The sequence below is a fragment of the Planomonospora algeriensis genome (genome assembly GCF_977012225.1).
Genome location: NZ_CDRNDK010000025.1, coordinates 17,137 through 32,337, shown reverse-complemented (window position 1 = coordinate 32,337; position 15,201 = coordinate 17,137). Strand labels below are relative to the sequence as shown.

The 15,201-nt window shown below is 72.3% G+C and carries 16 protein-coding genes, 1 tRNA gene and 2 pseudogenes; 8 read left to right on the top strand and 11 right to left on the bottom strand.

Annotated features, from left to right (window positions below; translation table 11 throughout):
• Positions 1-110 precede the first annotated feature (110 nt).
• Together ACWJ6R_RS05120 and ACWJ6R_RS05115 are read left to right on the top strand one after the other, a co-directional pair.
• Positions 111-686: pseudogene (locus ACWJ6R_RS05120) on the top strand (methyl-accepting chemotaxis protein); the annotation flags it as partial.
• Positions 687-891: 205 nt separating this feature from the next.
• Positions 892-1,140: a PilZ domain-containing protein gene (locus ACWJ6R_RS05115; protein ID WP_449061078.1), complete on the top strand. Its 249-nt coding sequence runs from the start codon at positions 892-894 to the stop codon at positions 1,138-1,140.
• Positions 1,141-1,362: 222 nt separating this feature from the next.
• Here the strand turns inward: ACWJ6R_RS05115 and ACWJ6R_RS05110 are convergent, their stop codons facing one another.
• Positions 1,363-2,625 (bottom strand): 5'-nucleotidase C-terminal domain-containing protein, encoded by a 1,263-nt coding sequence (locus ACWJ6R_RS05110; protein WP_449061077.1) that lies wholly within the window; start codon positions 2,623-2,625, stop codon positions 1,363-1,365.
• Positions 2,626-2,954: 329 nt separating this feature from the next.
• On the opposite strand from ACWJ6R_RS05110, the gene ACWJ6R_RS05105 reads away from it, so the two are divergent.
• The 3 genes from ACWJ6R_RS05105 to ACWJ6R_RS05095 all read left to right on the top strand — a co-directional run bounded on the left by ACWJ6R_RS05105 (position 2,955) and on the right by ACWJ6R_RS05095 (position 4,695).
• The gene (locus ACWJ6R_RS05105; RefSeq protein ID WP_449061076.1) at positions 2,955-3,965 is read left to right on the top strand and encodes a MerR family transcriptional regulator; all 1,011 of its coding nucleotides are present in this window, start codon (positions 2,955-2,957) and stop codon (positions 3,963-3,965) included.
• Positions 3,966-4,069: 104 nt separating this feature from the next.
• Positions 4,070-4,297, top strand: a complete 228-nt coding sequence (locus ACWJ6R_RS05100) for a type II toxin-antitoxin system VapB family antitoxin (RefSeq protein ID WP_449061075.1) — start codon at positions 4,070-4,072, stop codon at positions 4,295-4,297.
• A complete protein-coding gene (locus ACWJ6R_RS05095; protein ID WP_449061074.1) occupies positions 4,294-4,695 on the top strand; it encodes a PIN domain-containing protein in 402 nt (133 codons plus the stop codon). The genes ACWJ6R_RS05100 and ACWJ6R_RS05095 overlap by 4 nt, the downstream gene beginning before the upstream one ends.
• 185 nt (positions 4,696-4,880) lie before the next feature.
• Here the strand turns inward: ACWJ6R_RS05095 and ACWJ6R_RS05090 are convergent, their stop codons facing one another.
• The 3 genes from ACWJ6R_RS05090 to ACWJ6R_RS05080 all read right to left on the bottom strand — a co-directional run bounded on the left by ACWJ6R_RS05090 (position 4,881) and on the right by ACWJ6R_RS05080 (position 5,879).
• Positions 4,881-5,189 carry a helix-turn-helix domain-containing protein gene (locus ACWJ6R_RS05090; protein WP_449061073.1) on the bottom strand — a complete coding sequence of 103 codons (309 nt, stop codon included), beginning with the start codon at positions 5,187-5,189 and terminating at the stop codon, positions 4,881-4,883.
• 57 nt (positions 5,190-5,246) lie between these two features.
• Positions 5,247-5,321, bottom strand: a tRNA-Arg gene (locus ACWJ6R_RS05085).
• Positions 5,322-5,402: 81 nt separating this feature from the next.
• Positions 5,403-5,879, bottom strand: a complete 477-nt coding sequence (locus ACWJ6R_RS05080; RefSeq protein WP_449061072.1) for a C40 family peptidase — start codon at positions 5,877-5,879, stop codon at positions 5,403-5,405.
• Positions 5,880-6,701: 822 nt separating this feature from the next.
• Here ACWJ6R_RS05080 and ACWJ6R_RS05075 point away from each other — a divergent pair.
• Entirely contained in the window at positions 6,702-7,064 is a 363-nt protein-coding gene (locus tag ACWJ6R_RS05075; protein ID WP_449061079.1) for a response regulator transcription factor, read from the top strand.
• 145 nt (positions 7,065-7,209) lie between these two features.
• On the opposite strand, the gene ACWJ6R_RS05070 is transcribed toward ACWJ6R_RS05075, so the two are convergent.
• Together ACWJ6R_RS05070 and ACWJ6R_RS05065 are read right to left on the bottom strand one after the other, a co-directional pair.
• Entirely contained in the window at positions 7,210-8,433 is a 1,224-nt protein-coding gene (locus ACWJ6R_RS05070) for a helix-turn-helix domain-containing protein (protein WP_449061071.1), read from the bottom strand.
• Positions 8,388-9,968 (bottom strand): ATP-binding protein, encoded by a 1,581-nt coding sequence (locus ACWJ6R_RS05065; RefSeq protein ID WP_449061070.1) that lies wholly within the window; start codon positions 9,966-9,968, stop codon positions 8,388-8,390. Before ACWJ6R_RS05065 ends, ACWJ6R_RS05070 begins: the two co-directional genes overlap by 46 nt.
• Positions 9,969-10,108: 140 nt before the next feature.
• On the opposite strand from ACWJ6R_RS05065, the gene ACWJ6R_RS05060 reads away from it, so the two are divergent.
• Positions 10,109-10,729, top strand: coding sequence for a LysE family translocator (locus tag ACWJ6R_RS05060; RefSeq protein ID WP_449061069.1), 621 nt, complete (start codon positions 10,109-10,111; stop codon positions 10,727-10,729).
• 203 nt (positions 10,730-10,932) lie between these two features.
• On the opposite strand, the gene ACWJ6R_RS05055 is transcribed toward ACWJ6R_RS05060, so the two are convergent.
• Positions 10,933-11,544 (bottom strand): alpha/beta fold hydrolase, encoded by a 612-nt coding sequence (locus ACWJ6R_RS05055; protein WP_449061068.1) that lies wholly within the window; start codon positions 11,542-11,544, stop codon positions 10,933-10,935.
• Between the two features lie 57 nt (positions 11,545-11,601).
• Here ACWJ6R_RS05055 and ACWJ6R_RS05050 point away from each other — a divergent pair, with 57 nt between their 5' ends.
• The gene (locus ACWJ6R_RS05050) at positions 11,602-12,153 is read left to right on the top strand and encodes a TetR/AcrR family transcriptional regulator (RefSeq protein ID WP_449061067.1); all 552 of its coding nucleotides are present in this window, start codon (positions 11,602-11,604) and stop codon (positions 12,151-12,153) included.
• 88 nt (positions 12,154-12,241) lie between these two features.
• On the opposite strand, the gene ACWJ6R_RS05045 is transcribed toward ACWJ6R_RS05050, so the two are convergent.
• The 4 genes and pseudogenes from ACWJ6R_RS05045 to ACWJ6R_RS05030 all read right to left on the bottom strand — a co-directional run.
• Entirely contained in the window at positions 12,242-13,453 is a 1,212-nt protein-coding gene (locus ACWJ6R_RS05045) for a hypothetical protein (RefSeq protein WP_449061066.1), read from the bottom strand.
• A gap of 30 nt (positions 13,454-13,483) precedes the next feature.
• Positions 13,484-13,870, bottom strand: coding sequence for a Rid family detoxifying hydrolase (locus ACWJ6R_RS05040; RefSeq protein ID WP_449061065.1), 387 nt, complete (start codon positions 13,868-13,870; stop codon positions 13,484-13,486).
• A gap of 25 nt (positions 13,871-13,895) precedes the next feature.
• A complete protein-coding gene (locus tag ACWJ6R_RS05035) occupies positions 13,896-14,480 on the bottom strand; it encodes a hypothetical protein (protein WP_449061064.1) in 585 nt (194 codons plus the stop codon).
• 251 nt (positions 14,481-14,731) lie between these two features.
• Positions 14,732-14,863 (bottom strand): annotated as a pseudogene (locus tag ACWJ6R_RS05030) (alanine racemase); the annotation flags it as partial.
• Positions 14,864-15,201 lie beyond the last annotated feature (338 nt).

The following is a 15,201-nucleotide window of genomic DNA, read 5'->3' as shown; positions in this document are numbered from 1 at the left end:
GGTCGCTCCGGCGGGCCGCCGAGGCCGCGCTCGCCTCCGACGACCGCGGCACACGCGTGGGGTCCGGTCACGGCGGCGAGCTCGGCGCGCTGGGCCTCGTGATCGACACCATGCTCGACACGATCGCCGCCCAGCGCGCCGAGCTGGACCAGGCCGAAGCCGCGCGGGAGGAGCAGCTCCAAGCCACGTACGCCGAACGGCGGCTCAACGAGCAGCAGGCCCGCGAACGCGCCCAGAGGATGATCAACAGCAGCATCTCGGCCGCCATGAACGAGCTGGAGATCGTGGCCGGCAAGGCCGGGGAGCTGCGCGCCGCCGCCGACGTCATCGACGAGCGGGTCGGCGCCACCGACGAGCTCACCCGGCAGGTCGTCGAGCGGGGACGACGGGCCGGTGACACCGTCGAGCAGCTGGAGGTGAGCCTCCGCCAGGTGGAGGGGATGGCCCGGGCCATCTCGAACGTGGCCGCGCAGACGCACCTGCTCGCGCTGAACGCCACCATCGAGGCCGCCCACGCGGGTGAGGCGGGCAGGGGATTCGGCGTGGTGGCCGACGAGGTCAAGGAGCTGGCCATGGCGACGACCCGCTCGACCGAGGAGATCACCTCCATCGTCCGCTCGCTGGAGGTGAACGCCGGCGCCATGACGAGCGCGCTCACCGACATGACCGGCGGCGTCGACGACCTCGACACCGCCACCACGCAGGTCGGCGTCATGACCCGGCAGCAGCACTCCAGCGTCCACCTGGTGCAGGAGCATCTCGACCGGGCGATCCGCCGGATCTCCACCATGGCGCGGCTGAGCGAGCAGCTCGAGCGGCGCAACGCCCCCCCGTGCGCTGATCAGCGGCGAGACCCGGATCCGCCTGGGCCGCGACAGCCACCCCGCGCAGATGATCGACGTGAGCACCACCGGCCTCCACTGCGCCCTCCTGCCGGACAGCTCCCTGCAGAAGGGCGATCTCGTCGAGGTGGACCTCCCGCTGCCGGGAGAGAGGCCCCTGTCCCTGAGCGCGACCATCGTCCACCGGAGGACGCACGACGGCACCGTGGAGATCGGCCTGCACTTCACGGACGTCCCGCGGCCGGTCGAGGACCGCATCCACCACTACGTCGTCGCGGCCCTCAGCGACCCCGACTGACCGCGGCGCGGCCGGGCCCGCCCCGGCCGCGCCGTACCGGTGGGGTCTCGGGCCGCTCCGCTCTCAGACGGCGCAGAGCACGGCGACCGAGATCACGCTGGGGTTCCGCCCCACAAGCACCGCGACCGCGATCGTGCTGCGCTGTGCCGAACCGGGCTCGATCGTGCTGGTCTCCGAGGTCCGCCGGGACGGCCGGAGCGAGACGGCCGGACGTCATTCGGCCTATCGAAGCGTGACGCGGTCACCCTTCGGCGCGCGGACCGGCGAGTGGTTGGCGATGTACGACGCCAGCGCCGCCTTGTCGTCCAGTCCGCCGTACACCCTGGAGGTCCCGCGCCAGTGCGGGAATCCCTCCTGCCCGCCCATCAGGCCGTGGGTGGCCGCGACTCTGAGCACCTGGGCGTCGGCCACCGGAGCACCGTTCAGCGTGAGCTCGGTGACCACCCCGCCGGTCAGCGTATAGCGGAGCGAAGCCGAGGGAGTCAGCACCCCGATCTTCGGGTTCGCGTGTTCCAGCAGCGTCTTGAGCTGCGCGCCGGTCATCGTGCGTACGTCGATGGAGAACCCGGACGGCTGGACGCCCGCCAGGTCCTGGGAGGTGATCGGGCCCGCCTTCAGATCGATGTGGAATTTGTTCTTGCTGGCGAGGGCGACCTGCGCGCCGGAGACGGCCTGGACCGCTTCCAGGTGGGCATCGGCGACCAGTTCGGCCAACGGGCCGCCCATGCCGGTCCGCGCGATCGCCTCAGCGGCGTCACCGATCTTCGTGCCGGAGGGCAGCGGGCCGCACTTGAAGTAGTAGACGACGTTGGACTTCAGCCCGTTCGGCTGGTCGATCTCGATCTGGGCCGAGGGCTTGTACGCCTCCCAGTCCCAGTCGATCGTCTCCAACACGGTGGAGAAGACGGCGCCGTGGTCAGCCGGCACGTTGACGGTCTTCCACTCCTGGGTGCCCACGAGGCGATACCGGACGGTCTGCGCGCCGGCGGGGAGCCCTTCGAAGTAGCCGTGGACCTTGAAGGTCACCGGGCACTTCGACGTGGTGGTCCGCTCCAGGGCGATGACGGCCTTCCGCAGCGGGTTCTGCCCGGTCGGAGACGGAGACGCCGAACCGGACGGAGACGGAGACGCCGAACCGGACGGAGACGGAGACGGAGACGGCGTGGCCGAACCCGACGGCCTGTCCGCTTCCCCGGCGAAGGTGCCCACGCTGTCCCACACATCGCCCGCCAGCCGGTCGTCACCGGCGCAGGTGACGGCGAACCAGGCCTTCCCAGAGGTCTTCTTCACCGGGCCGGCGAGGCGAACCGCGCCCCAGCCGCGAGCGTCGCCGGCGACCTTGATCGACGTGGACAGCCGTACGGTCTTGAGGCCCTTGCCCCCGACCTTGTAGGTTCTGACGCGGCTCTTGTCTCCGTCGCTGAAGGTCCAGGCGTACTTCAGCGTCGTCGGCGCCTTGACCTTCACCGTGGTGGACAGCGTCACAGGAGCCGGACAGGAGCCCGTATGGGTCTTCGGCGAAGCGGAGGCCGTACCGAAGACGACGGGATTCGGGGCGGCCTGCGCTCCCGAGGAAAGGCCGCCGGACGCGAGGGCGGCGACGGCCACAAGCCCTCCGAGCCGGCGCATGGCCGTACCAAATGATCTCACAGGATTCCCCTTAATTGATCTTGAATGACGAATCCTTACAGATCTTGGTAAACGGGAAGTAACGCCCGCTTCGCCCCCTCGGGATCTGAATTCGCGGCGCCCGGCCATAGCCGGGTGGCGGGCGGGCTTGAATCTCAAGCCGCTTGAGATCCCATAGTGGCGGCATGGACGACAACGAGCTGTACCCGATCGGGGACGTGGCCCATCGGACCGGGCTGAGCGTCAGCGCCATCCGGTTCTACTCCGACACCGGGGTCATCACGCCCACACGCGTGACCGAGGCGGGCCACCGGCTGTACGACATCCACGCGATCGCCCGTCTGGAGCTCATCCGCACCCTCCGTGACCTGGACGCCGGCCTGGACGACATCCGCCGGCTGCTCGACGGCCGGACGTCACTGCACGATCTCCTCGCGGCGCACCTGGAGCTCGTCGAGCGCCAGGAGCGCGCCCTCCGGGCCAGGCGGGCCGTGCTGCGGACCCTCGTCAAGCAAGGCGGTACGGCTGCGCAGGCGACCCTGATGCACAAGCTCGTCTCGATGTCCGACGAGGAGCGTGACCGGCTCGTCGACGATTTCTGGAACGAGGTCGGCGAAGACCTCGACGTGCCCCCCGGCTTCGTCGAGCGGTTACGGACGATGCGGCCGCGTCTGCCGGAGGACCCCACCGCCGCCCAGCTCGAAGCCTGGATCGAGCTGGCCGACCTGGTACGGGGTGAGGGGTTCCGCCGGGCGGTCCGGTCCCATCTCCAGGACACTTACACCACGTTCCCGGGACGCCGGCTGGCCTCCGCGCCGGTGTGGGACTTCATCCACACGGAGGGGATGGAGGTCGGGAAGGAGATTTCGGAGGCGTATCGTTCCGGTCTGCCTGCGGACTCCCCACGAGTGCAGGAGTTGCTCGCCCGCATGATGGAAACGGCGGCCAAGGCCGTCGGCGAGCAGGCCACGGCCGCGTCACGTGACCGGTTGTCCACGGCCTTCCTCCTGGCCGAGGAGCTGCGACGCGGAGACTCCCGGGAGGAGGACCGGTACGACGCCACCCACGGCAGATACCTGTCCCTGGTCGCCCTGATCAACGGGACTCCGCTCGGCACGGACGAGGAGGATCCCGCGCTGTTCACGTGGATCGCAGCGGCTCTCCGCACCCCGGCCCGTTCCCCCGGACGGCCCTGACCCCGACGCGTCGTCCCGCATGAGCCTCGGCCTGGAAACCCTCAGGGATCACCACTCATTGATATACTGATTTCAATTCGTATATACAAGCGAGGTGGCGCGCCATGGCCAAGACCCTGATCGACCTTGATGACGAGGCGCTGGCCGAGGCCGCGAGGCTGCTCGGCACCTCGTCCAAGAAAGACACGGTGAACGCCGCCCTGCGGGAGATCGTCGACCGGCGCAGACGGTCGGCGGCCGTGGCCCGCATGCGCGAGATGGTGGCCGAGGGGGAGATCGACTTCTCGGCCATAGAGAAGAAGGACGGCGGCACGCGGCAGAACGTGGCATGACGGAGCTGTATCTCGCGGACACCAGCGCCTTGGTCCGCTTCTACCGCGGCCAGATCGGCTCCGAATGGGACCAGACCGTCTCCGCCGGGCTTGTCGGCCTCTGCGAACCGGTCAGGCAGGAGTATCTCCGCGCCGTCGGCGGCCGACCGGCCTTCTACGAGGCGGGCAACCTGCTCCAGGAGACCTTCCCCTACTACGTCGTCCCCGATTCGGCCTGGGAGGAGGCGGGTGAGCTGCAACGCGATCTCGCAGACAAGGGATGGCACCAGTGCGCCTCTCCGGTCGACCTGCTCATCGCGGTGACGGCCCGGCATCACAAGCTCACCGTGCTGCACGCGGACAACGACTTCGAGACCATCGCCCGCCTGACCGGACAGCCGGTACGCCGGATCAGCTGATCGAGCGTCGTTCTGTCCGTATCGACCAGACCCGGCGAGACCTTATGTGTGGCCGTGACGAGTTCCGGGCGGTCTGAGTCGCCTCACAGACGGGGCGAACGCTCACACGACGCACAAGCCGACGCGACATCGCATCCCGAAGACATTCGAGGCAGGGCCGATCTGAAGCTTCTCTCACATATCGATCACGCGGCGCGGGCCTCGAACCAGAGGGAATCCAAGTCGTCACCCGAAGTGATGCGGACATCAGCGTCGAGAGCGGCGGCCAGGTGCCGCAGCAACGCGATGGTGGGCGTCGTACCGCCCTCCTCGATGCACTCGATTTCGTCCTCGGTCATATCCGCCCGCTCAGCCAGTTCGGCCACGCTCAGACCAAGGGCCGTACGCCGATCGTACAGCGCCTTACCGAAGGCCAACGCCTCACGGATCGCCACTCGCTCAGGGGCTTGGATCTGCGTTTCGGGACGCACCCAGCGGGTGTGGTAGCCGGCCATCACACCTGCCTCTCAAGCGAAAGGCCAGGTCAGATGGTGTCTGACCTGGCCTTCGGTTGGTGCCCCCTGCAAGATTCGAACTTGCGCTCCCGGCTCCGGAGGCCGGTGCTCTATCCCCTGAGCTAAGGGGGCCAACGAGTCATTAGGTTACCAGCATCCGGAGGCTGCTCGACACTCGTTAGGCGAAGCAGATGATCTCAGGGGGCGGAAGGGTCAGCGGGCGGAGGGCCGGACGGCTCCGCGGTAGCGGGCGCGGTAGTAGGGGGAGCCGGTGAAGTCCACGGTTCTGACTACGTCACCGGTCTTGGGGGCGTGGACCATGGTGCCGTCCTTCAGGTAGACGCCGACGTGGGTCGGGTCACCGGAGCCGCCTCCGAAGAAGACCAGGTCGCCCGCCCGGAGCTGGGAGAACGGCACCCGGCGGCCCTGCCGGAACTGGCTGCCGGTGTAGTGGGTGAGCCGGACGCCCGCTTTGGACCAGGCGTGCAGGGCGAGTCCGGAGCAGTCGAATCCGCCGCGGGTCGGGCCCCTGTCCGACCCGCCGCCCCACGCGTACGGCGTGCCGAGCTGACGCAGGGCGGCGGCCGCCGCCGTCCGGCCGGGGGTGAGACGGCGCTGGATCCCGAGCGGCCTCGCCGATGACCCGCCCTTCCGGCCCTCCGATGATCGTGGCTCCCGCTGCCGGGGCACGGACGGCCGCTCCACCGGTGCGAGTTCTTCAGGCCCCGGTGCGGACGGCCGCACGGCCGGTGTGAGCTCTCTCGGCCTCGGCGCGGGACGAGGCCCAGACCCGTGCCCAGACCCGTGCCCGGATCCAGGCCAGGATTCGGGCTTCCCTCCGGGCATGACTCCGGGCCATCCTCCGGGCACCGCTCCGGGCTCTTCCCCGGACTCCTCTCCGTGCACCACTCCGTGCACCACTCCGGGGCGGCGGGGTCCGGGCTCCTCTGCGGATGCGGCGCCACCCGGCCGGAGCCCGGGTGCCGGTCGGAGCGCGGGTTCCAGTCGGTTTCCGGTTCGCCAGACGGGCGCGGGCTCCCAGCTGAGCGAGGGGCCTCGTCGATCCAGAAGCCCGGCGCCCTGCCCGTCCTCGCAGGCCCCGGTCATCAAGACCCACACCTCCTCGGGGATCCAGTGCCGGACGTGGTCCGCGAGCCCCTGGAGAGGCTCTGAGCACGACGGCCGCACCTGGAAGACTCCCGGATCACCTGCGGGTGCTGCGGCGAGGGCGGCGGCGACGGTGAGAACGACGATCATGTGCGGACCTCCTGGGCTCGTTGGACGACCGAGCCCAGGATCCGCAGAACGACATGATCACCATTGAGCCGAGCCGGATTCTGTGGACAGCCCACGAAACTGCCGCTCACCTGTGGACGGCCGGCCGAACGCCTCTGTCCGGAACGGCCCGCTGAACGGTCCCCGGACGAACGGGCGCTCTCTCTCTCCCGGAAAGCCGCGCATGATCGTTCCCGAGAGGTTAGCTTGGCGGCCGTGGACGAGGTTCTGGGCAAGATACTGGTCGTGGACGACGACGAGGTCATCCGGCAGCTCATCGCGGTCAACCTGACGCTGGAGGGTTTCCAGGTGGAGACCGCCTTCGACGGGCAGGACTGCCTGGACCGGGTGCTGGACGTGCGTCCCGATGTGATCACGCTGGACGTCATGATGCCGAGGCTGGACGGCTGGACGACCGCCGCCCGGTTGCGGAGCGGCGACGGCACCGGTCACATCAAGATCCTCCTGATCAGCGCACGGGCCCAGGAGGAGGACAAACGGCGGGGCATGGAGATCGGGGTGGACGCCTACCTCACGAAGCCGTTCGACCCGGCCGAGCTCATCCAGGTCGTCCGCGACCTGGTCCCCAAGAGCGACTGATCCGTCGGCGCCCTCTGCCGCCGGGACCGGACGGCGGCGTCGACGGGCCCCGGGCGGGGCCGTACGCCTCCACCGGGAGCCGGCCTGGAAAGGCCCTCTCATCACCCGAGGGCCGGTCCGCTCACCGGCCCGGGGGCGTGCCCTCTCAGAGGAGGCCCGCCCGGCGGGCCGCGGCGACGGCCTGGGTGCGGGAGGCCACGCCGAGCTTGCCCAGAATGTTCGAGACGTGCACGCTCACCGTCTTCGGAGCGATGAACAGCCGCTCGCCGATCTCCCGGTTGGGCAGCCCCTCGGCCACCAGCGCGAGCACCTCCCGCTCGCGGCCCGTCAACGCCGCCGTCCGGTCGGGGCCGGCCGTCTCCGGCTCGGACCGCCGGACCGGGCCGAAGCGCGCCCGCCGCCCCAGCGCGGCGAGGCAGTCGCCCAGCGGCCGGGCGCCGAGCGATTCGGCGGTCTTGACCGCCCGCTCCCATTCCTCCAGCGCGGCGGCGCGGTCACCGGCGGCCAGCAGCGCCTCGGCCAGCCGCCACCGCGAGCGCGCCACCTCGTAGACGAACCCGTAGTCGAACGCCTCCACCACCGCGCGCCAGGTCCCGGTGTCGAACCGGCCGTGGACGCGGTGCCACTCGGCCTCGGCCCGCAGGAGCCAGGCCGTACCCTCGCGCCCCATCCCCGTCCGCGCCGAGCTCCGCGCCCGGTCGAGCAGCGCGTCGGCCCCGTCGGTGCGGCCCAGCTCGGCCAGCGCCCACAGACCGACCGCGGCGATGCGGATGCTGCCGGTGTCGGAGGGCTCCAGGACGCCGAGCACCGCGGTGACGTGCTCCAGCGCCCGCTCGGGCTCACCCCGCCAGAGGGCGTGCTCGGCGGCCAGGCCCCGGGACATGTACGCCACCAGGGAGTCCCGCCAGAACGGCCGGAGCCAGGCCAGCCGCTCGTCGACCTCCGGCAGGCCCATGGCGACCTCGACGAAGAGCGCGAACGAGGAGAGGATCGCCTCGGGGATCGTGCCGACCCGCCGGCCGAAGCCCGCGGCGCGGGCCTGCTCCCACTCCCCGGCCGTGTAGTGGATCAGGAAGCGGAGGAACCGCAGGTCCGTGCCGTAGGTGCTCCACGACAGGCCGGTCTCCGCCGCCAGCCGGATGCCGCGGTCGGCGGTAGCGGCGGCCTCGGCCATGGCGCCCCGCTCGAGCTGGATCCGGGTGTAGTGGAACAGCCCCCGCAGGTCCATCGCGAGGTCCCCGGACTCCTCGGCCGCGACCTGGGCGAACAGCTCCTCGGCCCGGTCCCGGTCACCGCCGAACTCCGCGCAGGAGGCGAGCATGATCAGTGCGCTCTTCTCCGCGTCCCGGGCCCCGGCCGCGCGGGCCACCTGCAGGGCCCGCCCGGCCAGCGGCTCGGCTTCGTCGTGCCGCGCGGTCCAGAAGACGGTCCGGGCGAAGGTCGCCAGGGCCCGGCCCAGCAGCGGCCCCTCCGACGCCGCCTCGACGGCCGCCTGGGCGATCTCCAGCGCCTCCGTCTCCTGGCCGGCGTCGTAGAGGTAGTAGGCGAGCCGTTCGCAGACCTCCGCCGACGGCGGGAGCGCCCGCACGTGCGCGACCGCCCGGTGGTTGTCGCCCATGTCGGCCGCCGCGGCGGCGGTGCGCAGCGCGAGGCGGGTGTGGTCCGTCCCGGTGAGCCGTTCGGCGTCGGCGACCCGCTCCCAGAGACCGAGTGCCCGCTCGAAGTGGCGGTGCGCCTCCGCGGGGGCGCGAGCCGCTCGGCCCGGCGGCCCGCCTCGACCGAGGCGGCCAGCGCTCCGGCGAGGTCGTGGGCCGCCAGGTAGTGGTGGGCGAGTTCGGCGGCGCTGGCGTTCCGCTCGGTCAGCAGCCGGGCGAACTCGGCGTGCAGGCGGGTCCGCTCGCCGGGCAGCAGGTCGGTGTAGACGGCCTCCTGGAGCAGGGCGTGGCGGAAGGCGTAGCCGTACTCGCCGGACGGGCGGATGAGCCCCCGCGAGACGATCTCCCGCATGGCCTCCTCGAAGGCCAGGTCGTCGAGGCCGGAGGCCTCCCGGAGCAGGTCGTGGTCGGCTTTCCGCCCGGCGACGGCCGCGCCGCGCAGCACCCGCTGGGCGGACTCGGAGAGCAGTTCGGAGCGGGAGAGCAGCAGGCTGGCCAGGCCGTCGGTCATCGAGCAGCCCTCGGTCGCCGCCTCCAGGAGCTCCTCGGCGTAGAACGGGTTTCCCTCGGCCCGGTCGACGACCTCGTCGATCATGCGGGCGTCGGTCCCGCCGAGCAGGGCGACGTAGTCGGCCATCTCGCCGCGGTCCAGCGGGCTCAGCTCGACGGACGTCACCGAGGGGAGCCGCTTGAGCTCGGCGAGGACCCGGCGGAGCGGGTGGCGGCGGTGGATGTCGTCGGTGCGGTAGGTGCCGACCAGGCAGACGCGCTCGCCCTGGAGCATCCGGCTGAGGAAGACCACCAGGTCGCGGGTGGACTGGTCGGCCCAGTGCAGGTCTTCCAGGATCAGCAGCACGGGCTGGGCGGACAGGAAGCCGAGCACCGAGCCGAACAGCTGCTGCTGGGTGAGGGCGGAGGCGCTCTCCGGTCCGGCGTCGGTGCCGCCGGGCAGCAGCCTGCCGAGGACGGGCCGCGCGTCGAGCGCCGCGCGCAGCTCTCCGCGCACGCCGCGCAGGGCGTCGGCCAGCGGGAGGTACGGCAGGGCGTCGCCGAGCTCGGCGCACTGCCCGACGAGTACGGCGAAGCCCTCCGCCCGCGCCCGTTCGGCCAGTTCCGTGACGAGCCGCGTCTTGCCGATGCCCGCGTCCCCGCCGACCAGGGCGACCCCGGCCGTCCCCTCGGCGGCGGCGCGCAGTACGGCGAGCAGGCGATCGAGCTCCCCCAGTCGCCCTACCAGCGTGCTTTGCACCTTTTGCGGCTCCACGTCGGCGAGTATCCCACGGACCACCCGCGACCGGACCGGCCCGCCGCGAACGCCCGGATTGGTCCGCCGCGGGCGCTCCGGATTGGCCTTCCTCCCGGTGGGCGTCCCCCGCCTATGGTCGGGGCATGGTCTCGTTCTCCACACTCCTGCTGTTCTCGGCGGCGTCCCTGGCGCTGGTCCTCGTCCCCGGCCCGAACCACCTCTACATCGTCGCCCGCGGCGTCGCCCAGGGCCGGGCGGCCGGGATGGCCAGCGCCTTCGGCGTGGAGGTCGGCACCCTGGTGCACATCGCCGCGGCGGCGGCCGGGCTCTCCTACGTGATCGCCCGGTCGGCGACCCTGTTCAACGCGGTCAAGTGGGCCGGAGTGGTCTACCTGATCTACCTGGGGGTGCGGGCGCTGACGAGTCGGCCGGAGGCGGAGGTCCGGGAGGCCGCCCCGCAGCCGCTGCGTTCGATCTTCCTCGAAGGGGTGGTCGTCAACGTCCTCAATCCCAAGGTGATCCTGTTCTTCCTGGCGTTCCTGCCGCAGTTCGTGGACCCGGCGGCGGGCGCGGTCCCGCTGCAGATCGCCGTCCTGGGCGGGACGCTGCTGCTCCTGGGTCTGCTCTCCGACATGGTCTACGCCGCGGGGGCGGGCGCGCTCGGGCGGCGGCTGCGGAGCCGGGCCAGGCTGCTCGGCCGCGTCAGCGGGGTCGTCTACCTGGGACTCGGCGTCGCGACCGCGTTCTCCGGCCGCTCATCCTGATCGTCCCGATCCCGCGGCTTCCCGTCCGACCGCGCGAACGCGATCTCACGGATCCGGTCGCGCGAACGCGGTCACACGAGGCTCCCCGGCCGCTGCGCCCGGTCGCGGGGCCGGGTCCACCTGGTCGCACAGGTCGCCCAGCAGGCGGGCCAGCGGGCCGGGAGCGGCCAGCACCCCCAGGTGGCCGCGGCGCGGGAGGTGGATCAGCCGGCCGTTCCGGCAGGCCCGCAGGAAGGCCCGCTCGTCCGCCCGGAACGGGTCGCGGGCGCCGTTGACCAGCCACACCCGCCCCGGATACGCGGCCAGCGCCGCGAGCTGGTCGTGCCCGGCGACGGCCTCGACCGCCTCGGGCGCGACCTCTCAGGACAGCCCCGCCCCGCCACCAGCGCCTCGCCGGCCGGACCCGGCAGCACGGCGGCGCAGGCCGTACGCGCTGATCCGGTTCGCGAGCCCGGGGTCGCGCGCGGGCGAGGGGACGCCGCGGACCGGTAGATCCCGGCGCGGCGGCCCGGAGAGGCCGTGCAGCCCATCGCGACCAGCCCCGCCACCCGGTCGGGGAACCGCTCCGCGGCGGCGATCCCCACGTAGCCGCCGAGGGAGAGCCCGGCCACGACGGCCCGCCCGCCGGGACCCGCGACGCCCTCGATGCCGTCGGCCACGGCCCGCGCCGCCGCCTCCATGGTGAAGGGCTCTCCCCTCCTGCTCCCGTGCCCGGGCAGGTCGACGGCGGCCGAGGGCCGGTCGAGGCGGGACCTGACCGGGTCCCACATGGTCGCGCTGACCCGGATCCCGTGGACGAAGACGATGGGCGTCATGACGGACCTCCCGCACCGAAGAAATGCAACGCGCCGTTGCGTTGCTATTATCACCCCATGGCACCGCGCAGGGAACAGGAGATCTTCTCGGCCACGCTCGGCCTGCTCGCCGAGAAGGGGTACGAGGGGCTGACCGTGGAGGGCGTGGCCGAGCGGTCGGGGGTGAACAAGACCACGATCTACCGGTGGTGGCCGTCGAAGGCGGCGCTGCTGGCCGCCGCGCTGGTCGAGGCCGACGTGCTCGCCGTGGAGCCGCCGGACACCGGGAGCCTCAGGGGCGATCTGGAGGCGCTGGTCGGGCAGGTCGCCGCACTGCTCACCCGGCCGCCCGCCGGGGACGTCGCGGTGGCCGCGCTCGGCGCCGCCGTGCACCACCCCGAGCTGGCGGACGTCGCCCGCCGCTTCTTCGCCGACCGCCTGGCCCGTGAGGAGCGGGTGTTCGAACGGGCCAGGCGGCGCGGTGAGCTCGCCGACGGCGCGGACCCCATGATGATCATGGATCTGCTGGGCGGCGCGGTGTGGCTGCGGGCGGTCTTCCGAGGGCTCCCCGTCGACGACGGCTTCGCCGCCGAGGCGGTCCGGACCGTCCTCGGCGGAGCCTCCCCGTGACGCTCCCCCGGAACCCCGGCTGAGCCGCTCCGGAGCCGCTCCGGTACGGAACCCGCGGGCCTGCCGGGAACGCGCGGGCCGTACGGGCTCAGCCCGTGAGCGCGCCCGGGATCCGGTCCAGGATCGGGTACGGCAGGAGCCCGTAGGCGAAGAAGTCGACCGCGCCGGCCCCGGCTGCCCGGACGGCCCGGACCTTCGCGGCGAGGCGGTCGGCCGAGTCGGTGTCGGGCGGGCCCGGCCGGAGCACCACCCGCAGCTCCCGGTCCTTGCCGGTCGAGCGCCGGTAGGCCGCCACGTCGTCGGCCACCCTGGCCGCGTCGCGGGCGTAGGCCGGCACGCCGAGCGAGGGCACCAGGTCGCCCAGCGCGACCAGGTCCACGCCGAGCTGCCAGGAGTCGTGCGCGGCCAGGCCGGAGGAGGGCAGTCCGTCGGCGTAGCCCTTCACCGACCCGGTGCCGTCCAGGAAGACCAGCCGGGAGCCCTCGGCCGAGACCGCCGCCGAGACCTCGGAGACCAGCGAGGTCACCGTCTCGGAGCGGGCCCGCGCGTAGGCCACCACCTCGGGCCCGGCGTAGGCGGTCAGCGCCGCGCGGGTCACCTCGCCCTGCGCGGGCGGGTCCCCGCCGAGCACGCCGTCCACGATCCTGGCGCACTCCTGGCGCGCGGCCCCGGCGTCGACGCCCAGGTCCGCGGCCCGGCGCAGGCAGAACTCGCAGAAGCAGAGCCCGAACAGGAAGGCGTCCATCGGCCCGAGCGGGACGGCGCTGCGACCGTGCCGGCACGCCTGCCCGTAGGGCCCGAAGTGCAGGGCCTCGGCGACCACGCTGTCGACGCCCTGCCGCGCCACCGCCCGGCCCAGCGCCACCGCGTAGCGGCGGACGTCGGGATGGGACGGGCACAGGTCCTCGGCCGAGGCGAGGTCGTCGAAGCAGTTGCGCACGGTCACGTCGGGGCAGGCCTCGCCGAGGGAGGCGCTGCGCAGGAAGGCCGCCCAGCCGTGCAGCCGGAGCCCCCGCTCGGCGGTGGCGTGCCGCAGGCCCGCCAGCGGCTTCTCCTCCGCCCCCGCCTGGACGGGCGGGACCAGGCGCAGCTCGCCGAACAGGTCCTCGGGCGGGGCGAAGTGCACGCCCTCGCCGCGGACCGTCACCCGGGACGAGCCGTGCGGGGTGACGTCGCGGGTCCGCCGGGAGGCCGCGGCCACGGTCACGCCGGTCACGCCGTACCCGGCGATCCGGTCGAGGACCGGCTCCGGCCCCTCCCCCCGCACGTCCTCCACGTGGACGTACACAGAGCTGTCCAAGCCGCCTCCCCGTGCGCAGTCGCTCAGACTCTAACGCCCCTTGTAGGCCACGAAGTCGATCTCCACGAGGATGTCCATCAGTTCGGAGCCGACGGTCGTGCGGACCGGGTAGGGCGTGGTGAAGTAGGACTTGTAGACCTCGTTGTAGGCGCCGAAGTCGCGCTTGAGGTGCTGCAGGTGGACCGTCGACTTCACCACGTCGTCGAAGCCCAGGCCGTGCGCGGCCAGGATCGCGCCGAGGTTGCGCATCACCTGGTGGGTCTGCGTCTCCACGTCGGCGCCGACGACCTCGCCGGTCGCCGGGTCCAGCGGCCCCATGCCCGAGGTGTAGACGAAGTCTCCGACCACGAGGCCCTGCGAGTAGGCCCCGACCGGCGCGGCGCCCTCGTCGGTCCGCAGTTCGAGCTTCTCGCTCATCTCACCCGTCCTCAAGTGCGGAGTTTCAGAAATAGGTGTGGATCAGGTCGACGACCACCTGGTCGTCGTCCACCACCGGGATGACCCGCCACTTGTCGAAGGCGGTGCACGGGTGGGAGATCCCGAACGACACCAGGTCCCCGGGCCTCACCGGCGAGTCCGGGTCGGTCCGCAGGACCGCGTGCTGATCGTAGAGCCTGGTCACCTCCGCCCCGGCGAGGACCCCCCGGGGGATCGGCATGCCCTCGTCGAACGGCGCGTCCCGCTTGCCGAGCCCGACCACGGCCAGGCCGGGCTCGGGCACGGACAGCACGTGCGCCCAGACCTCCAGCGCGGGGAGCAGCTCGCCCTCGATCCGGTTGTACGGCGTGTGCTCGCGGTAGTGGCCGTCGTCGTGGGAGACGTAGGCGCCGCTGCGGAGCATGACGGTCGCCTGGCAGGCGGCGAGCTCGCGGCTGACCACGTCGAACCACTGGCTGCCGCCCACCGACAGGATCGGGCGGCGGACCCGCAGGTGCTCCAGCGCCTCCAGCAGCCGGTGCAGGAAGGTCCGCACCTCGGCGGCCGAGGCCAGTGTGCCCTCGTACCCGGCGACGCCCGCGAGCTCCACCCCGGGCGCGGCCTGGGCCGCCGCGGCGACCTCCAGGAGCCCCTCCAGGGTCCGGCACCCCGCCCGCCCGCCGGTGTGGCGAGCTCGGCCAGCACCCGGAAGGGCCGGGATCCGGCGTGCGCCGACAGCGTCTCGATCCCGGCCACCGAGTCGGCGAAGCAGAGCAGCTCGAACGACGGGTCCTCGGCGAGGTGCGCCGCCAGGGCGTCGAGCCCCGCCGGGTCGAAGACCTGATTGGCGATCATGATCCGGGAGACGCCGAAGCCGCGCAGGATGAGCGCCTGGCTGGGGGTGGCGACGGTGAGCCCCCAGGCGCCCGCCTCCAGCTGGGCCGCCACCAGCTCGGGCGACATGGTCGTCTTGGCGTGCGGGACGAGCAGCATCCCGTGCCCGCTCGCGAAGGCCGCCAGCGTCTCGATGTTGTGCCGCAGCGCGCTGCGGCGGGCGACCATCACCGGGAAGGTGAACGCCCCGCCGAACAGCGGCGACCCCACGGCCGCGTCGAGATCCACGATCCCCTTCATCGACTCCCCCGCCCTGCGTGCGATGATCCGTGCTCCGCTTTCCCGAGGACCCTATCCGTCCCCGGAAGCCGTCCGCGCCCGGCACCGGAGGGAATTTGGGTCCTCCGGCCTATTGACCGCGACATGTCAGGAATGGTGCCATCTTCCCTTAATTAGGAACCTTTCCTAACTAGCCGGACAAGGCTAGCCGACGACAG

What these genes read in the sequence shown, in the direction of transcription:
- ACWJ6R_RS05095 (WP_449061074.1), top strand. Translation starts at nt 4,294, where the DNA reads ATGACGGAGCTGTATCTCGCGGACACCAGCGCCTTGGTCCGCTTCTAC.
- ACWJ6R_RS05115 (WP_449061078.1), top strand. Translation starts at nt 892, where the DNA reads ATGATCGACGTGAGCACCACCGGCCTCCACTGCGCCCTCCTGCCGGAC.
- ACWJ6R_RS05040 (WP_449061065.1), bottom strand. Translation starts at nt 13,870, where the DNA reads ATGAGCGAGAAGCTCGAACTGCGGACCGACGAGGGCGCCGCGCCGGTC.
- ACWJ6R_RS05090 (WP_449061073.1), bottom strand. Translation starts at nt 5,189, where the DNA reads ATGGCCGGCTACCACACCCGCTGGGTGCGTCCCGAAACGCAGATCCAA.
- ACWJ6R_RS05105 (WP_449061076.1), top strand. Translation starts at nt 2,955, where the DNA reads ATGGACGACAACGAGCTGTACCCGATCGGGGACGTGGCCCATCGGACC.
- ACWJ6R_RS05055 (WP_449061068.1), bottom strand. Translation starts at nt 11,544, where the DNA reads ATGACGCCCATCGTCTTCGTCCACGGGATCCGGGTCAGCGCGACCATG.
- ACWJ6R_RS05050 (WP_449061067.1), top strand. Translation starts at nt 11,602, where the DNA reads ATGGCACCGCGCAGGGAACAGGAGATCTTCTCGGCCACGCTCGGCCTG.
- ACWJ6R_RS05060 (WP_449061069.1), top strand. Translation starts at nt 10,109, where the DNA reads ATGGTCTCGTTCTCCACACTCCTGCTGTTCTCGGCGGCGTCCCTGGCG.
- ACWJ6R_RS05100 (WP_449061075.1), top strand. Translation starts at nt 4,070, where the DNA reads ATGGCCAAGACCCTGATCGACCTTGATGACGAGGCGCTGGCCGAGGCC.